Genomic DNA, 18,174 nt, shown 5'->3' with positions numbered 1-18,174 from the left:
CTATCGATGAAAATAAAGGGTTGCAATAGTGCAGCCCTTTATTGTTTTATGTCATCATAATAAAAAACATTCTCACATTCTGTGTCTTCCCGAACATCATTGATACGCCTGCTCCTGCATTAAAGTAATAGCCCTTCTCCCGAAAAGTTTATCTTTTTCAATAGATTTACAGCCTTTAAAATGAGCCTATGTGCATTGAGAGGTCATGTTGCTTTGTTTTATTGCTGATGGTAGTCGCCACTGCTGCATCCGCCATCGGTTATCCTATCAGGTATCTGGGCATTGAAGACGGATTGTCCAACAACGCTGTTACCTCTGTATACCAGGACCACAAAGGGTTTATGTGGTTTGGCACCTATGATGGGCTAAGCAGGTATGACGGTTATAAGTTCAAGGTATACCGCAATAAAGTAGGCGACAGTACCTCGCTGGCCGACAATGGCGTGTACACCCTGGCAGATGACAACCGCCACCGGCTTTGGGTGGGCGGCAGGAGGGGGGTGAGTGTTTTCAATCCCGCTACGGAAAAATTCTTTATGCCGGTGTATAAACCGGCGAATGGCCGGACGCTTCGCAAGGCCAACGAAAATATACATATCATTAAGTCGGATGAAAATGGTCTCATCTTAGTGGGTACGGAAAAAAACGGGTTGCTCGTATTTGATAATAACCGCTATGATGGCCTGCAAATTCCTGTTCATAACGATGCAAAGACCATCACCGATTACGAGGTGACCGGGATAAAGTTCACCGGTAAATACGCCTGGATATTTGTACAGGATATTGGTTTATGCAGATATGACATTGCGCAACATACCTTGTCTGTGGTAAGCAGGGACATTCCCCGTGCCAATTGCCTCAATCTCGACCAGGCCGGCAATCTGTTGCTGGGCACGGATGCCGGCGTATTCCGCTATATTCCCGCCACCGGGAAATTTTCCGGTAACGCCCTGCCCGAAAACAGCAAGATCGTACACCTGTATACCGACAGGGAAGGGACCACCTGGTGTGCTTCTGACGGCAACGGTCTTTACCTGATGAATGGTACGGATGCTCCTGCACGCCCGTTTACCAGCCCAGGCAGCCGCTCACAGCTGAGCAGCAATGCCGTGTATTCTTTTTATGAAGACCGGGAAGGCCGCAAATGGATAGGCACCCTGCGGGGCGGTATTAATATCCTGGAGGCCCGTCGCAACCCTTTCGAGCTGAATGTGCTGAACCGGAATCCTGATGCCAGGGCCGTCGATAATTTTATTTTTTCCTTTTGTGAAGAAGATGCTAAAAATATCTGGATAGGTACCGATGGAGCAGGATTGAAACACTTGAACCGGGAAACCGGCGCCATTACGGCTTACAGCCATGATGTGCGTCAGCCGCAAGGCATCAGCAGTAACTTTATTACATCTATTATTCATGATGCGCATCACGATCTATGGATATCGACGTGGTTTGGCGGGGTAAACCGCTACAGTACCGCTACCGGGAAGTTTGAACATTACACCTGTTTTAATCCGTATACCCGCAGTGCTGAAAATAATGTATGGCTGGTATATGAAGACCGGCAACAACAACTATGGGCCAGTACCACCAACAATGGTACGCTGTACCGGTTTAATCCGGCGGAAAACCGGTTCACGCTTTTCGACAGCAGCCTGGTAAACATGCAGTGCCTGGCAGAAGACCGTGAAGGCCAGCTATGGGGAGGGAATTATTCTTCGCTTATCAGGGTAGACAAACATCACCTGAAACATCAGCGCTTTAATATCGGCTATACCGTACGGTCCATCTGCCATGATAAAAGCGGTAACTTCTGGGTGGGGACCGATGGCGGCGGCTTGTTGCGCTTTAACCGGCAAACCGGTGCCTACACGCGTTATACCATGACTGAAGGATTGCCCAGCAATTCCATCCTCCGTATGCTGGAAGACAACAAAGGCAATATCTGGATCAGCACCTTCAACGGGCTTTGCAAATTTGATCCGGTAAAGAAAACGTTCCGCAACTTCTACGCGTCGGACGGTCTCCAGAGCAATCAGTTTAGCTTTAACGCCGCACTGGCATTGCGCTCAGGCGAACTCGCGTTTGGCGGTATCAAAGGGTTTAATATCTTTTATCCTGACAGCGTGTATGCAGATACCGCTATTCCGCCGGTATGGCTCACAAACATCAGTATCAACAACGCGCCGGTGACTGAGTCGGATAACTACGTGTCCGGCAGAACACCGGAAAAGGAAGTACGGGAAATCACCGTGCCCTACGACAAAGCCACCATTGCCTTCGATTTTGTAGCACTGGAATACACGCTGCCCGATAAAATCAGTTACGCCTACCGGCTACGGGGCTGGGACAACAATTGGAACTATGTCGGTCAAACCCGGACAGCAAACTACACCCACCTGCAGGAAGGACATTATACCTTCGAGATAAAAGCCAGTAATGCCGATGGATACTGGGGCCCGGAAATACGCACTGTCTCCCTCATCGTATTGCCGCCCTGGTACCGCACCTGGTGGGCTTATCTGCTCTACCTCACCACCACGGTGGGCGCCATCTATCTGTATATCCGGTACCGGGCAAGGGAAGAACGGCTGAAGTATGAAATCAAACTCGCCTATCTCGAAAAAGAGAAGGAAAAGGAACTGAATGAAAAGAAGCTGTCCTTCTTCACCAATGTTTCCCATGAGTTCCGGACACCGCTCACCCTGATCATCAACCCGCTGAAAGAGCTGCTGCAGCAAAAAGCCGACAAAGACCTTGGCATCGTATACCGTAATGCCCGGCGCCTGCTTAGCCTGGTAGATCAGCTCCTGCTGTTCCGCAAGGCCGACCAGGAAGGTGACCAGCTGAAAATTGCCCGGCTGGATATCGTGAACCTGTGCCATGAAGTATACAGCTGCTTCTCCCAACAGGCAAAAGTTAAAAATATTCAATATGCTTTTCATGCCCAGCCGTCCGAGGTAGAGATATATGGCGATAGTGAAAAACTGGAAATTGCCATCTTTAACCTGCTCTCCAATGCCTTTAAGTTTACCCCCGACAATGGCACCATTATCTTTGAAGTAAGTACTGATGCTGACACCGTAACCGTTGTGATCAAGGACAGTGGCTGCGGTATTGAAGACAGCGTGGGCAACCGCATCTTCGAAAAGTTCCAGCGGGCGCAGGACCGCAAAGAGTCACTACAGACTGGTTTCGGTATTGGCCTTTACCTGGTAAAACACTTTATAGAAAAACATCATGGAAGTGTCAGCTACGAGAGCAAGGTAAATGAAGGCACTGCCTTCCGGCTTTGTCTCAAAAAAGGGGACGCACATTTTGCCGGCACACCGTTACTGGAAGGCGCCGGATATCAATCCGCCTTTCTGAAAGAGCTGAACGCAGATGCCAGTCTGGAAGCACAGGACGCAACGACAGACATCCAGGAGGCCGATGTGCCGACTACCACCATCACGGAAAAAAAATCTATCCTCCTCATCGATGACCACAATGAAATCAGGCAATACCTCCAGCAGCTGTTTAAGGATAAATTTGTGGTCTATGAAGCGGACAACGGCCTCAGTGGCTTTTCGGCAGTACAGAAATACATGCCCGACCTGGTGATCAGTGACATCCAGATGGAAGGAATGGACGGCGTAGAGTTATGTACTAAGATCAAACAGACAGACACCATCAGCCATATCCCCGTGATCCTGCTTACCGGATCATCTGCCGCCGATACCCGCCTCAAAGGACTGGAAGGCGGCGCCGACGATTATATTACCAAGCCGTTCGACAAAGACCTGCTGATGGCCAAGGTGAACAACATCATCAAGAACAGGAACCTGCTACAGCAATACTTCTTTGACCGGATCACCCTCCGGAGCAGCAACATCAGGGTGCCAGCCGAATACCAGGACTTCCTCAAACGCTGTATCGAGATCATAGAAGCCAACCTGGAAGACGAGACCTTTTCCATTAAGAAGTTCACCTTGGAAATAGGCATGAGCCACTCGAGCTTATACAAGAAAGTAAAATCCATTTCCGGCCAGACCATTAATTCCTTTATCCGGTCCATCCGGCTCCGGAAAGCAGCCGTTTTGCTGCTCAGGGAAAACTATACTATTACCCAGGCGGCTGTCCAGGTAGGCATCGGAGATATTAAATATTTTCGTGAACAGTTCGTCAAACTGTTCGGGATGAATCCTTCCAGCTACGTCAAAAAATACCGGCATTCCTTTAACCGCGACTTCAACATCACGGAAAGCCAGGAAGAGTTATAATTCCCTCTTCTCCGCCACTGTACTCACTTAGGGCATAGGGGGCATAAAATGCCCCCTATGATATTTTACGATTTTACCCCCGTTTTTTAATGATTTACCCCCTCTATGGTCTGTGCTCAGCATAGTACATTGCGAGGGCACAGCGGCTGAAGTAAAACAGTCCAATCAACCAGAATTATAATTCGCCAGCATTCCGATCACTCATTTAAATAAAGCGTTATGAAAAAAATTCCATCCGGAACGGACCGTGAACTATTTGTCCCTTTACGGAGCCAACCTATTCTTACACCTTTACTTTTTCTGTTATTAATATTATTGGCCGGCAGTGCTCAGGCACAGCAGACCGTTGTAACAGGGACTGTGTCTGCCGACAACAGTCCTGTTCCCGGGGTAACCATCCGGATAAAAAACAAAACAGGGGGAGCGCTCACCGATGGCGATGGAAAATTCAGCGTCAGCGCAGCCATCGGAGATACCTTGTTATTTAATCATATGTCATATAACGAGCAGCGGGTAGCTGTGAAAGGAGGGGCCCCCCTGCGGATCGTGCTCACCGCCCTGAGTAAATCAGTAAATGAGGTGGTGGTCGTAGGATATGGTACCCAGAAGAAAGCCACCCTCACCGGCTCTATTTCTGTGGTAAAGGGCGCAGACATTGTACAAAGCCCGCAGCCCAACGTGTCCAATGCCCTGACCGGCCGCTTCTCCGGGGTAATTGCCAACAACCGCTCCGGTGAACCAGGCTACGACGGCTCTACCGTTACCATCCGCGGACTGGCCACCACCGGCAACAACGACGTACTGATTGTTGTGGACGGTGTGCCCGGACAAATCGGCGGCCTCGAACGGCTGGACCCAAACGATATTGAAAGCATCTCGGTACTGAAAGACGCCTCCGCCGCCGTATATGGCAGCCGGGCCGCCAATGGCGTGATGCTCATCACTACCAAGAGAGGTAAAACCGGAAAGCCTGTCATTAACTACAGCTTTAACCAGGGTTTTTCATCTCCCACCAGGCTGCCTAAAATGGCAGATGCCTATACCTATGCCCAAATCATGAATGAAATCCGGTACTATAATAATACCGCCGGCGGCATGAACCAGTTTTACACAGAAGAACAACTGCAAAAGTTCAAAGACGGCTCAGACCCGGTCAACTATCCGAATACCGACTGGCAAAAGGCCACCCTGCGAAAAACAACCACCCAGAACCAGCATAGCCTTTCTGTGAACGGCGGCGGGGAAAACGTACGGTATTATGTTTCCCTGGGCATGATCGGGCAAAATGGGCTATATAAAAACGGCGCCACCAAATACAACCAGTACAATTTCCGGTCAAACATTGACGCCGATGTCACCAAACGCCTGAAAGTAAGCCTGTACCTGTCCGGCCGACAGGAAGACCGCCAGTATCCCACCACTTCGGCAGGAGATATTTTCCGCGGTATCTACCGGGCTTACCCGACAGTATTGGACAGGTATCCCAATGGCCTGCCTACTACCGGTATCGAAAACAACAACCCGGTGATGCAGGTAACTGATATCGGCGGCCTTTCCCGCAACCCTGTCCAGGTTTTCAACGGCATCCTGAAAGGATCGTATGCTATCCCGGGTGTGGAAGGCCTGTCACTCGATGGTTTCCTCTCGGCCGACAAAGCGTGGAACTTTGCCAAGGCATTCTCCACTCCTTATAAAGAATACACATACGACGCAGCCTCCAATACCTATGTGCCTAAGATCGTGGGCGGCTCCAATGGCAAAGCGTCGCTGATGGAGCAACAGCGGAATATGTCTTTGCTGACCACCAACATTAAACTGAACTATGCCCGCCGTTTTGGCGCGCACGATGTTAATGCGTTGATTGGTTATGAACAGAGCAGAAACATGGTAGATACGCTGAGCGCCGGCCGTATCAATTTCCCTACACCGCTCACACCGGAACTGTCGCAAGGGGGTGCTGCCGCCACAGACAGGAGTAATTTTGGCAGCAGCTACAATTTTACCAGAAAAAGTTACTTCGGCAGAATCGCCTACAACTACCTGGAAAAATACCTGCTGGAAGTACAGGCCCGTGTAGATGGTTCTTCTACTTTCCCGAAAGGAAACCAATATGGGTTCTTTCCTTCCGTGTCTGCCGGCTGGGTAGTATCGAAAGAGTCCTGGTTTGAACCGGTGAAATTCATTAACAACCTGAAGTTCCGTGGATCGTATGGTACGTTGGGCAATGATAACGTAGGATTGTTCCAGTATTTCGACAACTATTCTTTCTATAACCAGTATGTGATCAACGGACAAATTCAAAGTGGTATCGATCTCGTGAAGCTGGCCAATCCCAATATCACCTGGGAAGTGGCAAAAAAGATGGACCTGGGGCTGAACGCCACCTTCCTGGACCACTTCTCCCTGGAATTTATTTACTTCCAACAGCACCGTACCAAAATACTGACGCCGCGAACTTCGCTGACGCAGACTTCCGGTATCGTGAACCCATATGATAAAAACAACCCGCTGGTGCCGGCAGAAAATATCGGTAAGGTAAACAGCCAGGGTATCGAAGCTACGCTCGGATATGATAACACTACCGGCGGCTTCCACTATAATGTTTCGGGTAACGTAACCTATGCCAAAAATAAAATCATCTTCAAGGACGAAGCAGTGGGCACTTTGCCCTACCAACGGGAAACCGGTGGCCCTATGAACACTTATCTGTTGTACAATGCTATCGGCATTTTCAGAACGGCAGACGACCTGGCCAAATATCCGCATCTGCCCAATGCTAAGCTGGGTGACCTGATTTACCAGGATTACAATGGTGATAAACAAATCACCGCGGATGACATGGTAAGGACAAAGTATGGCAACATTCCTGAAATCACTTACGGTATCAATCTGGCTGCCGATTACAAAGGCTTTGACCTGTCAGTATTGTTTGCCGGACAAACACATGTCAGCCAATATGTGCTTCCTGAATCCGGCACCATTGGTAACTTTTACAGCAGCTGGGCCGATAACCGCTGGAGCCCGTCCAATCCCAACGGTTCTTATCCCCGGGTGGATGAACGTGCTTCCTCTTCTGTTAACGGCGGCCTTCGTCCCAACACATTCTGGCTGAACAACGCTTCTTTCCTTCGCCTGAAAAACATCTCCCTGGGTTATACCATCCAGTCAGCGGCTTTGTCACGCGCGAAGATCGCGGGTCTTCGCATCTATGCCAATGCCTTTAACCTTTTCACCATCACCCAGGTAAAAGATTACGATCCGGAAGGCTTCAGCAGCAGCGGACAGTTCTATCCGCAACAGCGCATCGTGAACCTTGGTGTAAATGTTAAGTTGTAAAACACAAAAATTAAATCATGAAAACGACAAATATATTATTCGGTATGGCTTTAGTGGCGGCGGGTTTCCTGGCCTCCTGTCAGAAAGATTTTCTCAATGTAACGCCTACTGATAAAATACTGGGAGATGCCGTCATCGCCGATTCTTCCCTGTTTGAAAACTATGTCATCAACCGCTATCTGAGCATCAAGCTACAGGACAAAGAAGGGGAGGGCAGCAATCCCGGGTTTGGCAGAGGGTTTGAATATGGACTGTGGAGCTCCATCACCGATGAATCCATTTATAACAATGATGATAACACCTGGGTAGTGCAACAGGGCCAGCTGGCGCCGGAAAACATGGGCATCACCGGTACTATCTGGGGAAGAAGTTACCGTGGCATCCGGGAATGTAACTATGCCCTCAATAATATTGACAAGGTGGTCATGAGCACTGACCACCGTAAACGCCTCCGGGCTGAACTGCGTTTTATCCGCGCTTTCCGCTATCATGACCTGATCCGTAACTATGGCGGCGTGATCATGATGGGAGATAAAGAATACAGTTTACAGGACAACCTTAGTGACCCGGCATTGTTCAACAGGGCCACCCTTCAGCAGTCAATGGATTATGTTATTACTGAACTGACCGCAGCGGCGGCAGATCTTCCTGTTGACAACAACGGCTCCGACTGGCTTCCCGGCAGAGCCACCCAGGGCGCGGCACTGGCCCTGAAAGCCCGCCTGTTGCTGTATGCAGCCAGTCCGCTTTACAACGTAGGCACCTGGCAGGCTGCGGCGGATGCTGCCAAAGCAGTGATGTCGCTCTCCAAATACAGTATCGCGCCCGACTATACGCAGTTGTTCCTGAACAGCAATAACAACGAAATCATTTTTGCACGGCAGTTTGCTATCGGCGCCCGCCACGTATGCCTGGAGATCTCCAATGGCCCTAACAGCTATGGCGGATGGGCCGGCAACACGCCTTTACAGAACATGGTGGACGCTTACGAAATGAACAATGGCAAGCCTATCACCGATCCTGCTTCGGGATATGATCCGCAAAATCCGTATGCGAACAGGGACGCGCGTTTTTATGCTACCGTTCTCTATAACGGTGCCACCTACAGAGGCTCTACCATACAGACTTTCACGCCTGGCGGCAAAGACAGCAAGGACGGTCCTTCCAACTGGAACGCCTCCAAAACCGGTTACTACCTGCGCAAATTCATGGACGATAAAAATCCTATCGATAATCCCTGGGACGTGGCCGGATTACAGCCCTGGATCTACATCCGCTATGCGGAAGTGCTGCTGAACTACGCGGAAGCGCAGAACGAAGCCGTAGGCCCCGATGCCAGCGTATACAACGCTGTTAACCAGATCAGGCAGCGTGCCAGCGTAATGCAGCCGGCTTTGGCGCCCGGGCTTTCAAAAGACCAGATGCGCGACGCCATCAGGAGAGAAAGACAGGTGGAGCTGGCCTATGAAGAGCACCGTTTCTATGATGTGCGCAGATGGAAAATCGCCAATGTCACCGAAAATGTACCGGCATATGGTATGACCATCACCCGTAACGGCAACACCTATACGTATACACGCAAAGTGGCGTTGGACAATCGCCTGTTTGTGGAAGCCAATTACTGGCTGCCTGTTCCAAGAGCAGATATCCTCGCTTCCAATGCCACCCTGAAACAGAACCCGGGTTACTAGCCAATAGAGGCAAGACCGTTGTAAAGTGGTAAAATAGCAAAGCCGGATTTAGAAAAAATTCAGCAACTATTTTACTACTTTACAGGCTTGCAACCACGCTTCTTATCTTACTACGGGAAGTCTTGCATACCATGCGGCTTTGCGTGCAACCGCTTACTAAGAACATGAAAAAACTAATGGGCGCCCTGCTCGGCTGTATGGTCATGCAACAAACCATGTCCCAGCAGGTGATACGGGTAAATATCGACCTTTCAAAGAAAGCACAAACGGTCCACAACTTTGCGGCTTCTGATGCCTGGTCCTGCCAGTTTACCGGCACCTGGCCGGATAATAAACGAAACCAGCTGGCTGATTGGCTGTTTAGCACTGATACAACAGCAGATGGGCAACCCAAAGGCATCGGCCTGTCGATGTGGCGGTTCAACATCGGCGCCGGCAGTACCGAACAGGGCGACGACAGCGGCATACGCGACGAATGGCGCCGTGCAGCCTGTTTTCTGGGCGCCGATCATCAGTACCACTGGGAGCAGCCTGCGGGCCAGCTCTGGTTTTTAAATGCTGCCAAAGCCAGGGGCGTTCGGCAGTTCCTCGGTTTTCTGAATAGTCCGCCGGTAGCCTTTACCCGTAACGGTAAGGCATTTGCCAGTCATGGCCAGTGCAACGTGTCTCCGGACCAATATCCCGCTGTGGCCGGCTTCCTGAAAGATGTGGTACTGGGCATAAAGCAGGTGACAGGAATAACCCTCGATTTTGTAAGCCCGGTTAACGAGCCGCAATGGGACTGGAGCGATGGCGGACAGGAAGGCTGTCCCTATAATAATGAACAAATCTATGGCCTGGTTAAAGCGGTGGACCAAACCTTTCACCAGCACCGGCTTTCCACTAAAATTTTAATTCCGGAAGCAGGCAAGCTCAACTATCTGTACGCGGGTGAAGATAAACCCGCCAAAGGCACACAGATAGCGTCTTTTTTTGATCCCCAAAGCCCTGTTTACCTGGGCAGCTCTCCCAATGTGTACCGGGCAGTAGCGGGACATAGTTATTTTACTACTTCTCCCCGGGATACGGCCATGACTATACGCCAACGACTGCATACCGCGCTGAAAGGTATCCCTTTCTGGCAATCCGAATATTGTATACTGGGCGATAATGCCGGAGAAATAAACGGCAGCAGGGTAGACCTGGGCATGGACGCCGCATTGTACGTGGCCAGGGTGATACATACTGATCTCACTGTTGCCAATGCATCGGCCTGGCAATGGTGGTTGGCCATCTCCCCCTATGATTATAAAGACGGGTTGATTTATATAGATAAAAATAAAGCGGACGGGCAAATACACGATACAAAAATGTTATGGGTATTGGGCAACTATAGCCGATTTGTAAGGCCTGCGGCCCAACGGGTGGATGCGCAGCTGACAGGCAACACCACAGCGAAAGACATTTACGTGTCTGCCTTCAGCAATGCCGATAACAGCCTCGCTATGGTGGTTGTCAACAACAGCGCTGCTGCGGCCGTGATGGAAGTCCGTGGTAAAGGCATTCCGGTTCGGGCTATGCGCAGCTACACCACGAATAACGAAGGGAACCTGCGCCCTGGTAACGTCAACGGGCATACGATAGTTGTCCCGGCGCGTTCGGTAGTAACAGTCACCCAACAATTAAAATAAACAGTTAGCAATGAAGAAAATCAGCATGGCCATACTGATGATGTTGTACTGTGTGCAATTAAGCGCACAGCACACTTTCCGGTTAGGCGATTCCACCTTTCTGCTGGACGGGAAACCGTTTCAGATGATCTCCGGCGAAATCCACTATCTGCGGGTGCCCCGTGAATCGTGGCGCGACCGTGTCCGTATGGCGAAAGCCATGGGCCTGAACACCATCGGTACCTATGTATTCTGGAACATGCATGAACCGGAACAGGGGCGCTATGATTTCTCCGGCAACAATGACGTGGCTGCTTTTGTGAAAATATGTAAGGAGGAAGGCATGTGGGTCATTTTACGCCCCAGTCCCTATGCCTGTGCGGAGTGGGAGTTTGGTGGCTATCCGTATTGGTTGCAGGAAATAAAAGGACTGGAAGTAAGAAGTAAAGAACCACAATACCTCAGGGCCTACAATAACTATATTAAAGCGGTAGGCAAACAGCTGGCGCCTTTACAGGTCAATCACGGCGGCAATATTCTGATGGTGCAGATCGAAAATGAATATGGTTCCTATTCCGATGATAAATCATACCTGGAGATCAACCGTAAAATGTTTACGGATGCTGGTTTCGATGGATTGTTATATACCTGCGACCCGGCGGCAGACGTGGCCAAAGGACACCTGCCGGGTTTACTGCCGGCAGTGAACGGCGTGGATGATCCCGAAAAAGTAAAACAACTGGTAAAAGAAAACCACCAGGGTAAAGGACCGTTCTATATTGCGGAATGGTATCCCGCCTGGTTCGACTCCTGGGGAGAAAAACATCATACCGTTCCATACGAAAATTTCCTTGACCGTTTGGACCGGGTGCTGGCTGCCGGTATTTCTATCAATATGTACATGTTCCATGGCGGGACTACCCGCGGTTATATGAATGGCGCCAACTACAACGATCATGCGCCTTATTCACCACAGATCAGCAGCTACGATTACGATGCGCCACTGGATGAAGCCGGAAATGCTACCCCTAAATTCATGGCATTCAGAAAAGTCATTGCCAAACATCTGGCACCGGGAGCAACGCTGCCGGAGGTGCCGGCAAAAAAGCCGGTGATCACCACACCGGTGATTACTTTTGAACGTAGCGGCGCCCTGTTCAGCCAGCTGCCAGCTGCGGTGAAAAGCGTACAGCCGTTAACGTTCGAAGACCTGAAACAGGCCTATGGCTTTGTATTATACCGTACTACCCTTAAAGGCGGCAGCAGCGGTACTTTGAAGATAAAAGACCTCCGCGACTACGGCCTGGTTTTCATAAATGGTAAAAGGGCTGCCATCCTCGACAGGCGCCTGAAACAAGACAGCGTCAATATTACGCTGCCAGAGGGTACGATAACACTGGATATCCTGGTCGAAAACCTGGGCCGCATCAACTTTGGCCCTTATCTCCTGAAAAACAGGAAAGGAATAGACGGACAGGTATTGTTTAACGGAAAAGCCATCGGGCAGTGGCAACAGTTCAGGCTTCCGTACGAACAGCAGCCTGTGGTTAAAACGTCCGCGGTGGCTGCCGATGCGCCGGTGTTAAAGGAAGGAAGTTTCACCCTGAACACCAAAGGAGATACTTACCTCGACATGAGCAAATGGGGCAAAGGCGTAGTGTGGATCAACGGTCATCACCTGGGCCGTTACTGGCAGGTAGGCCCGCAGCAAACGCTCTATGTTCCTGCGGAATGGCTGAAAACCGGTCAAAATAAAATTACGGTGCTGGAGCTGATTAAACCGGCCCAAACACAGGTACAGGGAATTGATCATCCTATACTGGACGTATTACAATAGTCAGGTTATGTATACAAAACTAAAAATGCCGCACCCGAAAAGTGCGGCATTTTTTTATCTGATATTAGTTGTCGAACGACAGGATCGTATCCAGCTCCCTGGTATAGCGTTCCAAGCCAAACCTCGCTGCTATCTTTTCATGTAACGCCTGCGGCGTGATCGTTCGCTGAAAGTCCGCTAACAGCTGCTCAAAATGCCGCAGGATGGCATCATCTGCGCAACTGATGTGCCCTGGCAACACGTATACGCCCGGGAAACCCTCGTCAGACAGCTCACTGATGGCGCCAACTTTTGTACCGATGACGGGAATGCCTGTCGATAACGCTTCCAGCGTTACCAGCTCAAAGCCTTCAAACATTGATGGCAGTATCAGCAGATCTGCTGCTGCATAGGCGCCGGTAGCTATATTATCAATGTTCAGCCCCGTTTTAATGGTTGTCCTTGAAAAGCCTGAAAAACGTGCTGTATCAGGTGTTTCATTACAGGCTATCAGCAAACGCCAGTTGTCTGATTGTTCGATGGTGGTGGCCAGTTGCTCCAGTATGTCCAGCCCTTTATAAGATATCAGCCTGCCAACAAACAGCACAGTACGTTGATGGCTATACTTTTTTTCATACGGACGGAACCTATTCGTATCTACACAGTTGTTTAATACAGCAATCTTTTCTTCCGGCACCTCGTACCATCTGACAACATCCTGTTTAACCCTGGAAGATACCGCAACCACCTGCCTGGCCGACAGACAATTCCGCTGCTGAAGCCGCGAAATACGGCTCAGGTGTTCTTCCTTGCGCCAATACGCCTTTTCCATCAGGTGATAACAACCGTGGATGAAATTAACGTCAACAGGAAAGAATGGCGCTGACTCTCCCTGCGTGATAACGATGTCATTCCGCCGCTTATGCAGCCAGAGATAGGCACTCGTATAACGTGCCATATATACCTCCCTGCGTTTCCTGAAATGATGGTGCCTGAACAACAAGTTAAACAGGCGGCCCAAAAGTGTGTGTTTTACAAGAAAGGTTTCATCAATAAGCATGGTCCTCATTCCCTTATGATGGAAGTATTCATCCAGGTGGTATACTACTCTTTCCACGCCACCTGCCTGGGACTTTCCACTAAAGGAAACAAGGAAAATTTTTCCCGGTTTCATAGTCTGTTACATTTGGATTGCCCTGTTTCGCCTAAGGCGTGAGTTTATTTCAGGGCGCAAAAACCAACATACAAACGCTTGAAGTATAAAGAATAGTATATCGCCAATAAATTTAAACTTTCTAAAATAATTTATTTTTATTGTTCGTTTTTTATTGCGGTCGATTCGTTTATAGAATCGACCGCTTTTTTAGACCTGCTGTTATGCTTTGAGTTTAATCCAGACGCCACTGAAATCATAATCGACAACCAGGCCGGAAGGAAGTGTAAAACTGATCTGAGTCAACGGTAGAGGCCCGTTGTTGTTGAGAGTATAAGGCCCAACGTAGCCGTAGCCGGGATCATATACTTCTGTATCATTCAGCGCGATGGTGTGGTTCAGGTTTTCCACGACCAGCAGGTGCGCTTCCTGGGCACCGGGCTTTTGCGTGTAATTGACAGGCCCGTTGACAAGTCCGTATGCAGGTTGTGCAGTGATCAGGTCGATTTCTGTTTCCAGAAGGTCCGGGCCTGCGCCAACATTAGTGGCTTGTATGTTTTGCAACATGCCGGCAGCCTGATTCGTATAATACACGATGACGTTATTGGTTGTCAGTCCAAACTGACTGGCTATATAAGCCAGCGCTGACGGCGGATTGTAGTTGTCCACCGGTTCTTCGTATTGATACGTGGCCGTAGGCGCCGGCGCTGCCAGGTTGAGGAGCAGGTTGCCGGTGGTCTGATAAATACGTTGGGCGAGCGCTGCGGGGCCTGGCGCGGTATAACGTTGCGTCAGATTGCCGGTATTCAAAATGGTAGGAACGGTGGCGGCGCCGAGATGTACGAGGGCCGCGGCCAGTGAAAAGGCGCCACAGCTGTTGTCTGTGGTTTGTGTGACGCCATGGTAAGCATTAAAAGCCATAAGATAAGGTTTTTAGTTGTTAGATAAATTTGATGATATAATAGACGTAGCTGTTTTTGGACCTGGTTTCTGTGCTGGTCCTTACACTCCCGGGAAGGCCGGTACCGTCAACAGGACCGCTGGTAAAAGCGGAGCCTGTAACAATCGGTTTGCCTTGCTCATTGTTACCTTTGGGCTCGTTTATGTCCCCGGTTTTCAGGTAAGCATGCTGGTGTATTTGCAGGGCGTCTTCCTGCACTGAACCCACTTCACTGCTGGTAGTGCCGTTGGCGAGCTTTCTGCTGCCGGCGTCCGGATCACGTCCGCTGCCCATATCTGTCATGCGCAGGAAGTATCCGCGGTAATCTGGAATACAGAATTCATCGTTCTTCACTCCGGGAGCGTTGTATTGTTCGCCCAATACAGCATACAATACAGGATAATCCTGTCGGGACAAAGTCCTTCCGTCGCAAACCATCCAGCCGTAAGTGCAGATCATGCTTTCAAAGTCTGCATAATGGTCCGTGACCTTTCCGGCGAAAGCCATCACCGCTCCGGGTGGAATACTGGTGGGCATCATGGACAAATGACCGGGATACAATGGTGCTGGTATCATGATCTTACGTATGTGGTGATGACGTGAATTCCGGGAGCTGGCTACCTTCCTGTACTACCTGCATGGCCGTAGGGAGAACGATTTCCCATGAATGCTCTATTTTCGTATACTCGTTGCTGTTATAGGATGTTTTCAGATGCCCGGCTATCTGTTTGTCCGGTTCGTTTACGGGCACAAAAGGGTAGGGCGCCGGCCATATCATCCCTGAAGAGAGATAATACAATAACTGGAAGTTAAAGGCCGGCCGGACGGGCAGCAGCACCCGCGCCCACTGCGCCTGTAAGAAAGGCCTCAGCGAATCGTTACGCCCCTGCAGGGCATAACTGAAAACAGATGGACTGTCATCGAAGGTCCAGGTCATTTCATCCCATTCAAGGGCTTCCCTGAAAAACTGGTCATAACGGACATCATTTAAGGGAGCTGTACGGGTATCGGGAGCTTCGCCCACTTTAGTGTGAAATACCTGCATCAGCAGCACTATGCAACGGCGCTGAAGGGCCGACCGCTCGGTGTTGCGCAGCAGCTCAGGGTTGTTTTGTTCATGCTCCCCGGAAAGCCTGCTGAAGGTATTAATGTAGGCGGATAAACGTTGTTGGTAGGCTTCGCTGATCTGCCGGTAAATCCCTGCTTTCCATCCATTCATTTTCTCTTCGCTCACGCGGCACTGAATGCGGATATTGATGATGAAATCATTGGGCTTGTAGGGTGGCGCGTCCGGCAGGTTAGGACCGATAGCCGACACCGGTAGCTGCCCGGTTTCTCCATGCATGCCAAGGGGGGCTGGCGCTGATGCCGGTACTTCGAAGATGCTGCTGCCAACAATGCCTTTGATCATCTGCACGGGTGCGCCATCGGCAATAATGCCCGTCACCGATGCTTCCTCTGCGGCATAGTGCTCAGGTATGTGCGCGTACTTCTCGGTTTCCCCCGGACGCAAGACCACTGCCGCATAGGCCAGCAGCTCAGGTGGCGGCTGTATGACGTCCACCTGGTAATAGCTCAGTAACTGCGCGTAGTTGCTGATGGTGATATCGGTAAACACACTGATGCCTTTTTCCGCCGGCGACAGCGGCTTTTGCAGGTCTGTTGCATTCAACGACTGCTGCGATAGTATATAGTCCTGTGCAGGTTGCCGGATATTTAGTTCCAGCAAAAAGCGATGGCCGTAATTTTCTACTGTAACGCGGTACACCTTATTCAGCCAACGGTAAATACCCCTGAAGTGCCCGTTTCCCTGGCGGTTGTCAAATAGGCTGCTGGTCACGGCTTCCTGTTCGCTGTACTGACTAAAGGACCTGATCCTGGAAATACGCTCACTGACGCGGTTGACAGTGCTGTTCAGCACCCGGCTCATAAATCCGCTGTCGGATTGCTGGCCGTTGCTGTCCGGTTTCAGGGAAGACGACCAGTTGCCATTGAGCACAGCCTGTGTGGGTGGGCCATAGGTTGTGGTGAAATTATCGTAGGCAGTACTTTGGGTGAAACCGGCCAGTGTTTGTTTGGTTTCCAGCAACAGGTCGTTGCTGGTCTGCTGATACCTGCCGGTATTATGATGCTGTTGAAAGCTGCTTTCCTGTTGTGTTTCCTGTTTGCTTTGCAGCTGACGCTGTACTGTTTTTTTCTGTTCTCCTTTCATTACGTTCTGGATACCGGAGATTTCTCCCGGTTGGTAACGTAACAACCGGTAACGCGACATTTTCAGTTGCCCTATGGCAAAAGGCATGATCCGGCTGTCATCTTTCGGCAAGGATAGGGCTGTTGCATAAGGCGGCAGCGGGAATATCTTCCCTGGTAACAGGACATTGGCATGCAGCAGCTGGCGGATCTCTTCCTGTGTAAATACCCGTGGAGGCTCCGAGCTGTACTGTGTTTGCAGCAGGTTACACACCAGCAGTATCTTGTTCAATGCGATGGCAAAGGGTTCATTAAAACCGGGTATGATGGCCAGCGCGAAATAATTCTGCCACAGCTGGTCAATAACAGGGAGCCAGGAAGTGGTATCAACGCCGGCACTGATATCTTCCCTGCCGCTGCTGTGAGCAGCGGCCACCCATGCATCGTAAAGCGCAGGAAAGCTGTTGAAGGGCGGCGGCACTTGCTGCACGTTACCATAGTACTGCCCGGTAAAGGGCGCGTCCTGCTGCAGAAACTGAATGGCCAGTTGCTCCATCGCCTGCCGGTTCTTTTGTGGCGCTATGGCCGCCAAGAGGCTGTAAAGGGAGTCGGTGCCGGTATGCGCCGGATCGTAGGAAAAGAAATAAAGCCAGCTGTCTGCCGGGGTGTTGTCCGGCCAGGGCAGAATATTGACATAAGGGAAAAGAGGCGCGTCTACGGCCAGCTGCGGAGGAAAATCGTCACTATCGTCGTTGTCGTCCGGACAGGGCGGCGGTGGCGGCGGTGTTTCCCGGAATAAAGCAAGGGTGCCATCAAAATGATGTTGCAGCGCAGGGTTCTCATTGTGCCCGTAGTAGAGATTGCCGTTTAGTATGACTTCCTTCTCTTTAACTGTCAACGTTAGCTGACCTTTTATCCGGAACGCGTCGTATCCTGTATATTGCACTTCCCGCCGGTGATGGGCATCGACATAGCCGGTAATAACCGGCACGGGTGCGTCTGCAGGGTAGTGGAACTCGTACTTGACCACCGTCGCCGTTGTATGAAGATGTTCCTGGTCTGGCGCAAGCAGCTCAGACACCACCTTAAACGTGTTATTGATAATAGTTGTCTCAACCATCGCTGACAGTTTTAAAGATG

9 protein-coding genes are annotated in these 18,174 nt (G+C 50.4%); 5 read left to right on the top strand and 4 right to left on the bottom strand.

Annotated features, from left to right (window positions below; translation table 11 throughout):
- Window positions 1-188: 188 nt before the first annotated feature.
- From HGH92_RS29355 to HGH92_RS29335, 5 genes are all read left to right on the top strand, one after another.
- Window positions 189-4,259, top strand: a complete 4,071-nt coding sequence (locus HGH92_RS29355; RefSeq protein ID WP_247655072.1) for a two-component regulator propeller domain-containing protein — start codon at window positions 189-191, stop codon at window positions 4,257-4,259.
- 219 nt (window positions 4,260-4,478) lie between these two features.
- On the top strand, window positions 4,479-7,595 hold the full coding sequence (locus HGH92_RS29350; protein ID WP_168874365.1) for a SusC/RagA family TonB-linked outer membrane protein: 3,117 nt from the start codon (window positions 4,479-4,481) through the stop codon (window positions 7,593-7,595).
- Between the two features lie 17 nt (window positions 7,596-7,612).
- Window positions 7,613-9,286, top strand: a complete 1,674-nt coding sequence (locus HGH92_RS29345; protein WP_168874364.1) for a RagB/SusD family nutrient uptake outer membrane protein — start codon at window positions 7,613-7,615, stop codon at window positions 9,284-9,286.
- A 164-nt stretch (window positions 9,287-9,450) separates the two neighbouring features.
- The gene (locus HGH92_RS29340; RefSeq protein WP_168874363.1) at window positions 9,451-10,956 is read left to right on the top strand and encodes a glycoside hydrolase family 30 protein; all 1,506 of its coding nucleotides are present in this window, start codon (window positions 9,451-9,453) and stop codon (window positions 10,954-10,956) included.
- Window positions 10,957-10,966: 10 nt separating this feature from the next.
- Entirely contained in the window at window positions 10,967-12,772 is a 1,806-nt protein-coding gene (locus HGH92_RS29335; protein WP_168874362.1) for a glycoside hydrolase family 35 protein, read from the top strand.
- Window positions 12,773-12,836: 64 nt separating this feature from the next.
- Here HGH92_RS29335 and HGH92_RS29330 read toward each other — a convergent pair whose 3' ends face one another.
- The 4 genes from HGH92_RS29330 to HGH92_RS29315 all read right to left on the bottom strand — a co-directional run bounded on the left by HGH92_RS29330 (window position 12,837) and on the right by HGH92_RS29315 (window position 18,154).
- Entirely contained in the window at window positions 12,837-13,925 is a 1,089-nt protein-coding gene (locus HGH92_RS29330; RefSeq protein WP_168874361.1) for a glycosyltransferase family 4 protein, read from the bottom strand.
- Window positions 13,926-14,126: 201 nt separating this feature from the next.
- Window positions 14,127-14,825 carry a hypothetical protein gene (locus HGH92_RS29325; RefSeq protein ID WP_168874360.1) on the bottom strand — a complete coding sequence of 233 codons (699 nt, stop codon included), beginning with the start codon at window positions 14,823-14,825 and terminating at the stop codon, window positions 14,127-14,129.
- A gap of 19 nt (window positions 14,826-14,844) precedes the next feature.
- Window positions 14,845-15,420 carry a tail fiber protein gene (locus HGH92_RS29320; protein WP_211092781.1) on the bottom strand — a complete coding sequence of 192 codons (576 nt, stop codon included), beginning with the start codon at window positions 15,418-15,420 and terminating at the stop codon, window positions 14,845-14,847.
- Window positions 15,421-15,424: 4 nt separating this feature from the next.
- Window positions 15,425-18,154, bottom strand: a complete 2,730-nt coding sequence (locus HGH92_RS29315; RefSeq protein ID WP_168874359.1) for a hypothetical protein — start codon at window positions 18,152-18,154, stop codon at window positions 15,425-15,427.
- Between the last annotated feature and the right edge of the window lie 20 nt (window positions 18,155-18,174).

This window comes from Chitinophaga varians (genome assembly GCF_012641275.1).
In the GTDB taxonomy this organism is placed as follows: domain Bacteria; phylum Bacteroidota; class Bacteroidia; order Chitinophagales; family Chitinophagaceae; genus Chitinophaga; species Chitinophaga varians_A.
The sequence above is the reverse complement of the archived record's forward strand: the minus strand, read 5'-3'. Positions and strand labels throughout refer to the sequence as shown.

What these genes read in the sequence shown, in the direction of transcription:
- HGH92_RS29345 (WP_168874364.1), top strand. Translation starts at nt 7,613, where the DNA reads ATGAAAACGACAAATATATTATTCGGTATGGCTTTAGTGGCGGCGGGT.
- HGH92_RS29335 (WP_168874362.1), top strand. Translation starts at nt 10,967, where the DNA reads ATGAAGAAAATCAGCATGGCCATACTGATGATGTTGTACTGTGTGCAA.
- HGH92_RS29350 (WP_168874365.1), top strand. Translation starts at nt 4,479, where the DNA reads ATGAAAAAAATTCCATCCGGAACGGACCGTGAACTATTTGTCCCTTTA.
- HGH92_RS29325 (WP_168874360.1), bottom strand. Translation starts at nt 14,825, where the DNA reads ATGGCTTTTAATGCTTACCATGGCGTCACACAAACCACAGACAACAGC.
- HGH92_RS29340 (WP_168874363.1), top strand. Translation starts at nt 9,451, where the DNA reads ATGAAAAAACTAATGGGCGCCCTGCTCGGCTGTATGGTCATGCAACAA.
- HGH92_RS29330 (WP_168874361.1), bottom strand. Translation starts at nt 13,925, where the DNA reads ATGAAACCGGGAAAAATTTTCCTTGTTTCCTTTAGTGGAAAGTCCCAG.
- HGH92_RS29355 (WP_247655072.1), top strand. Translation starts at nt 189, where the DNA reads ATGTGCATTGAGAGGTCATGTTGCTTTGTTTTATTGCTGATGGTAGTC.
- HGH92_RS29320 (WP_211092781.1), bottom strand. Translation starts at nt 15,420, where the DNA reads ATGATACCAGCACCATTGTATCCCGGTCATTTGTCCATGATGCCCACC.
- HGH92_RS29315 (WP_168874359.1), bottom strand. Translation starts at nt 18,154, where the DNA reads ATGGTTGAGACAACTATTATCAATAACACGTTTAAGGTGGTGTCTGAG.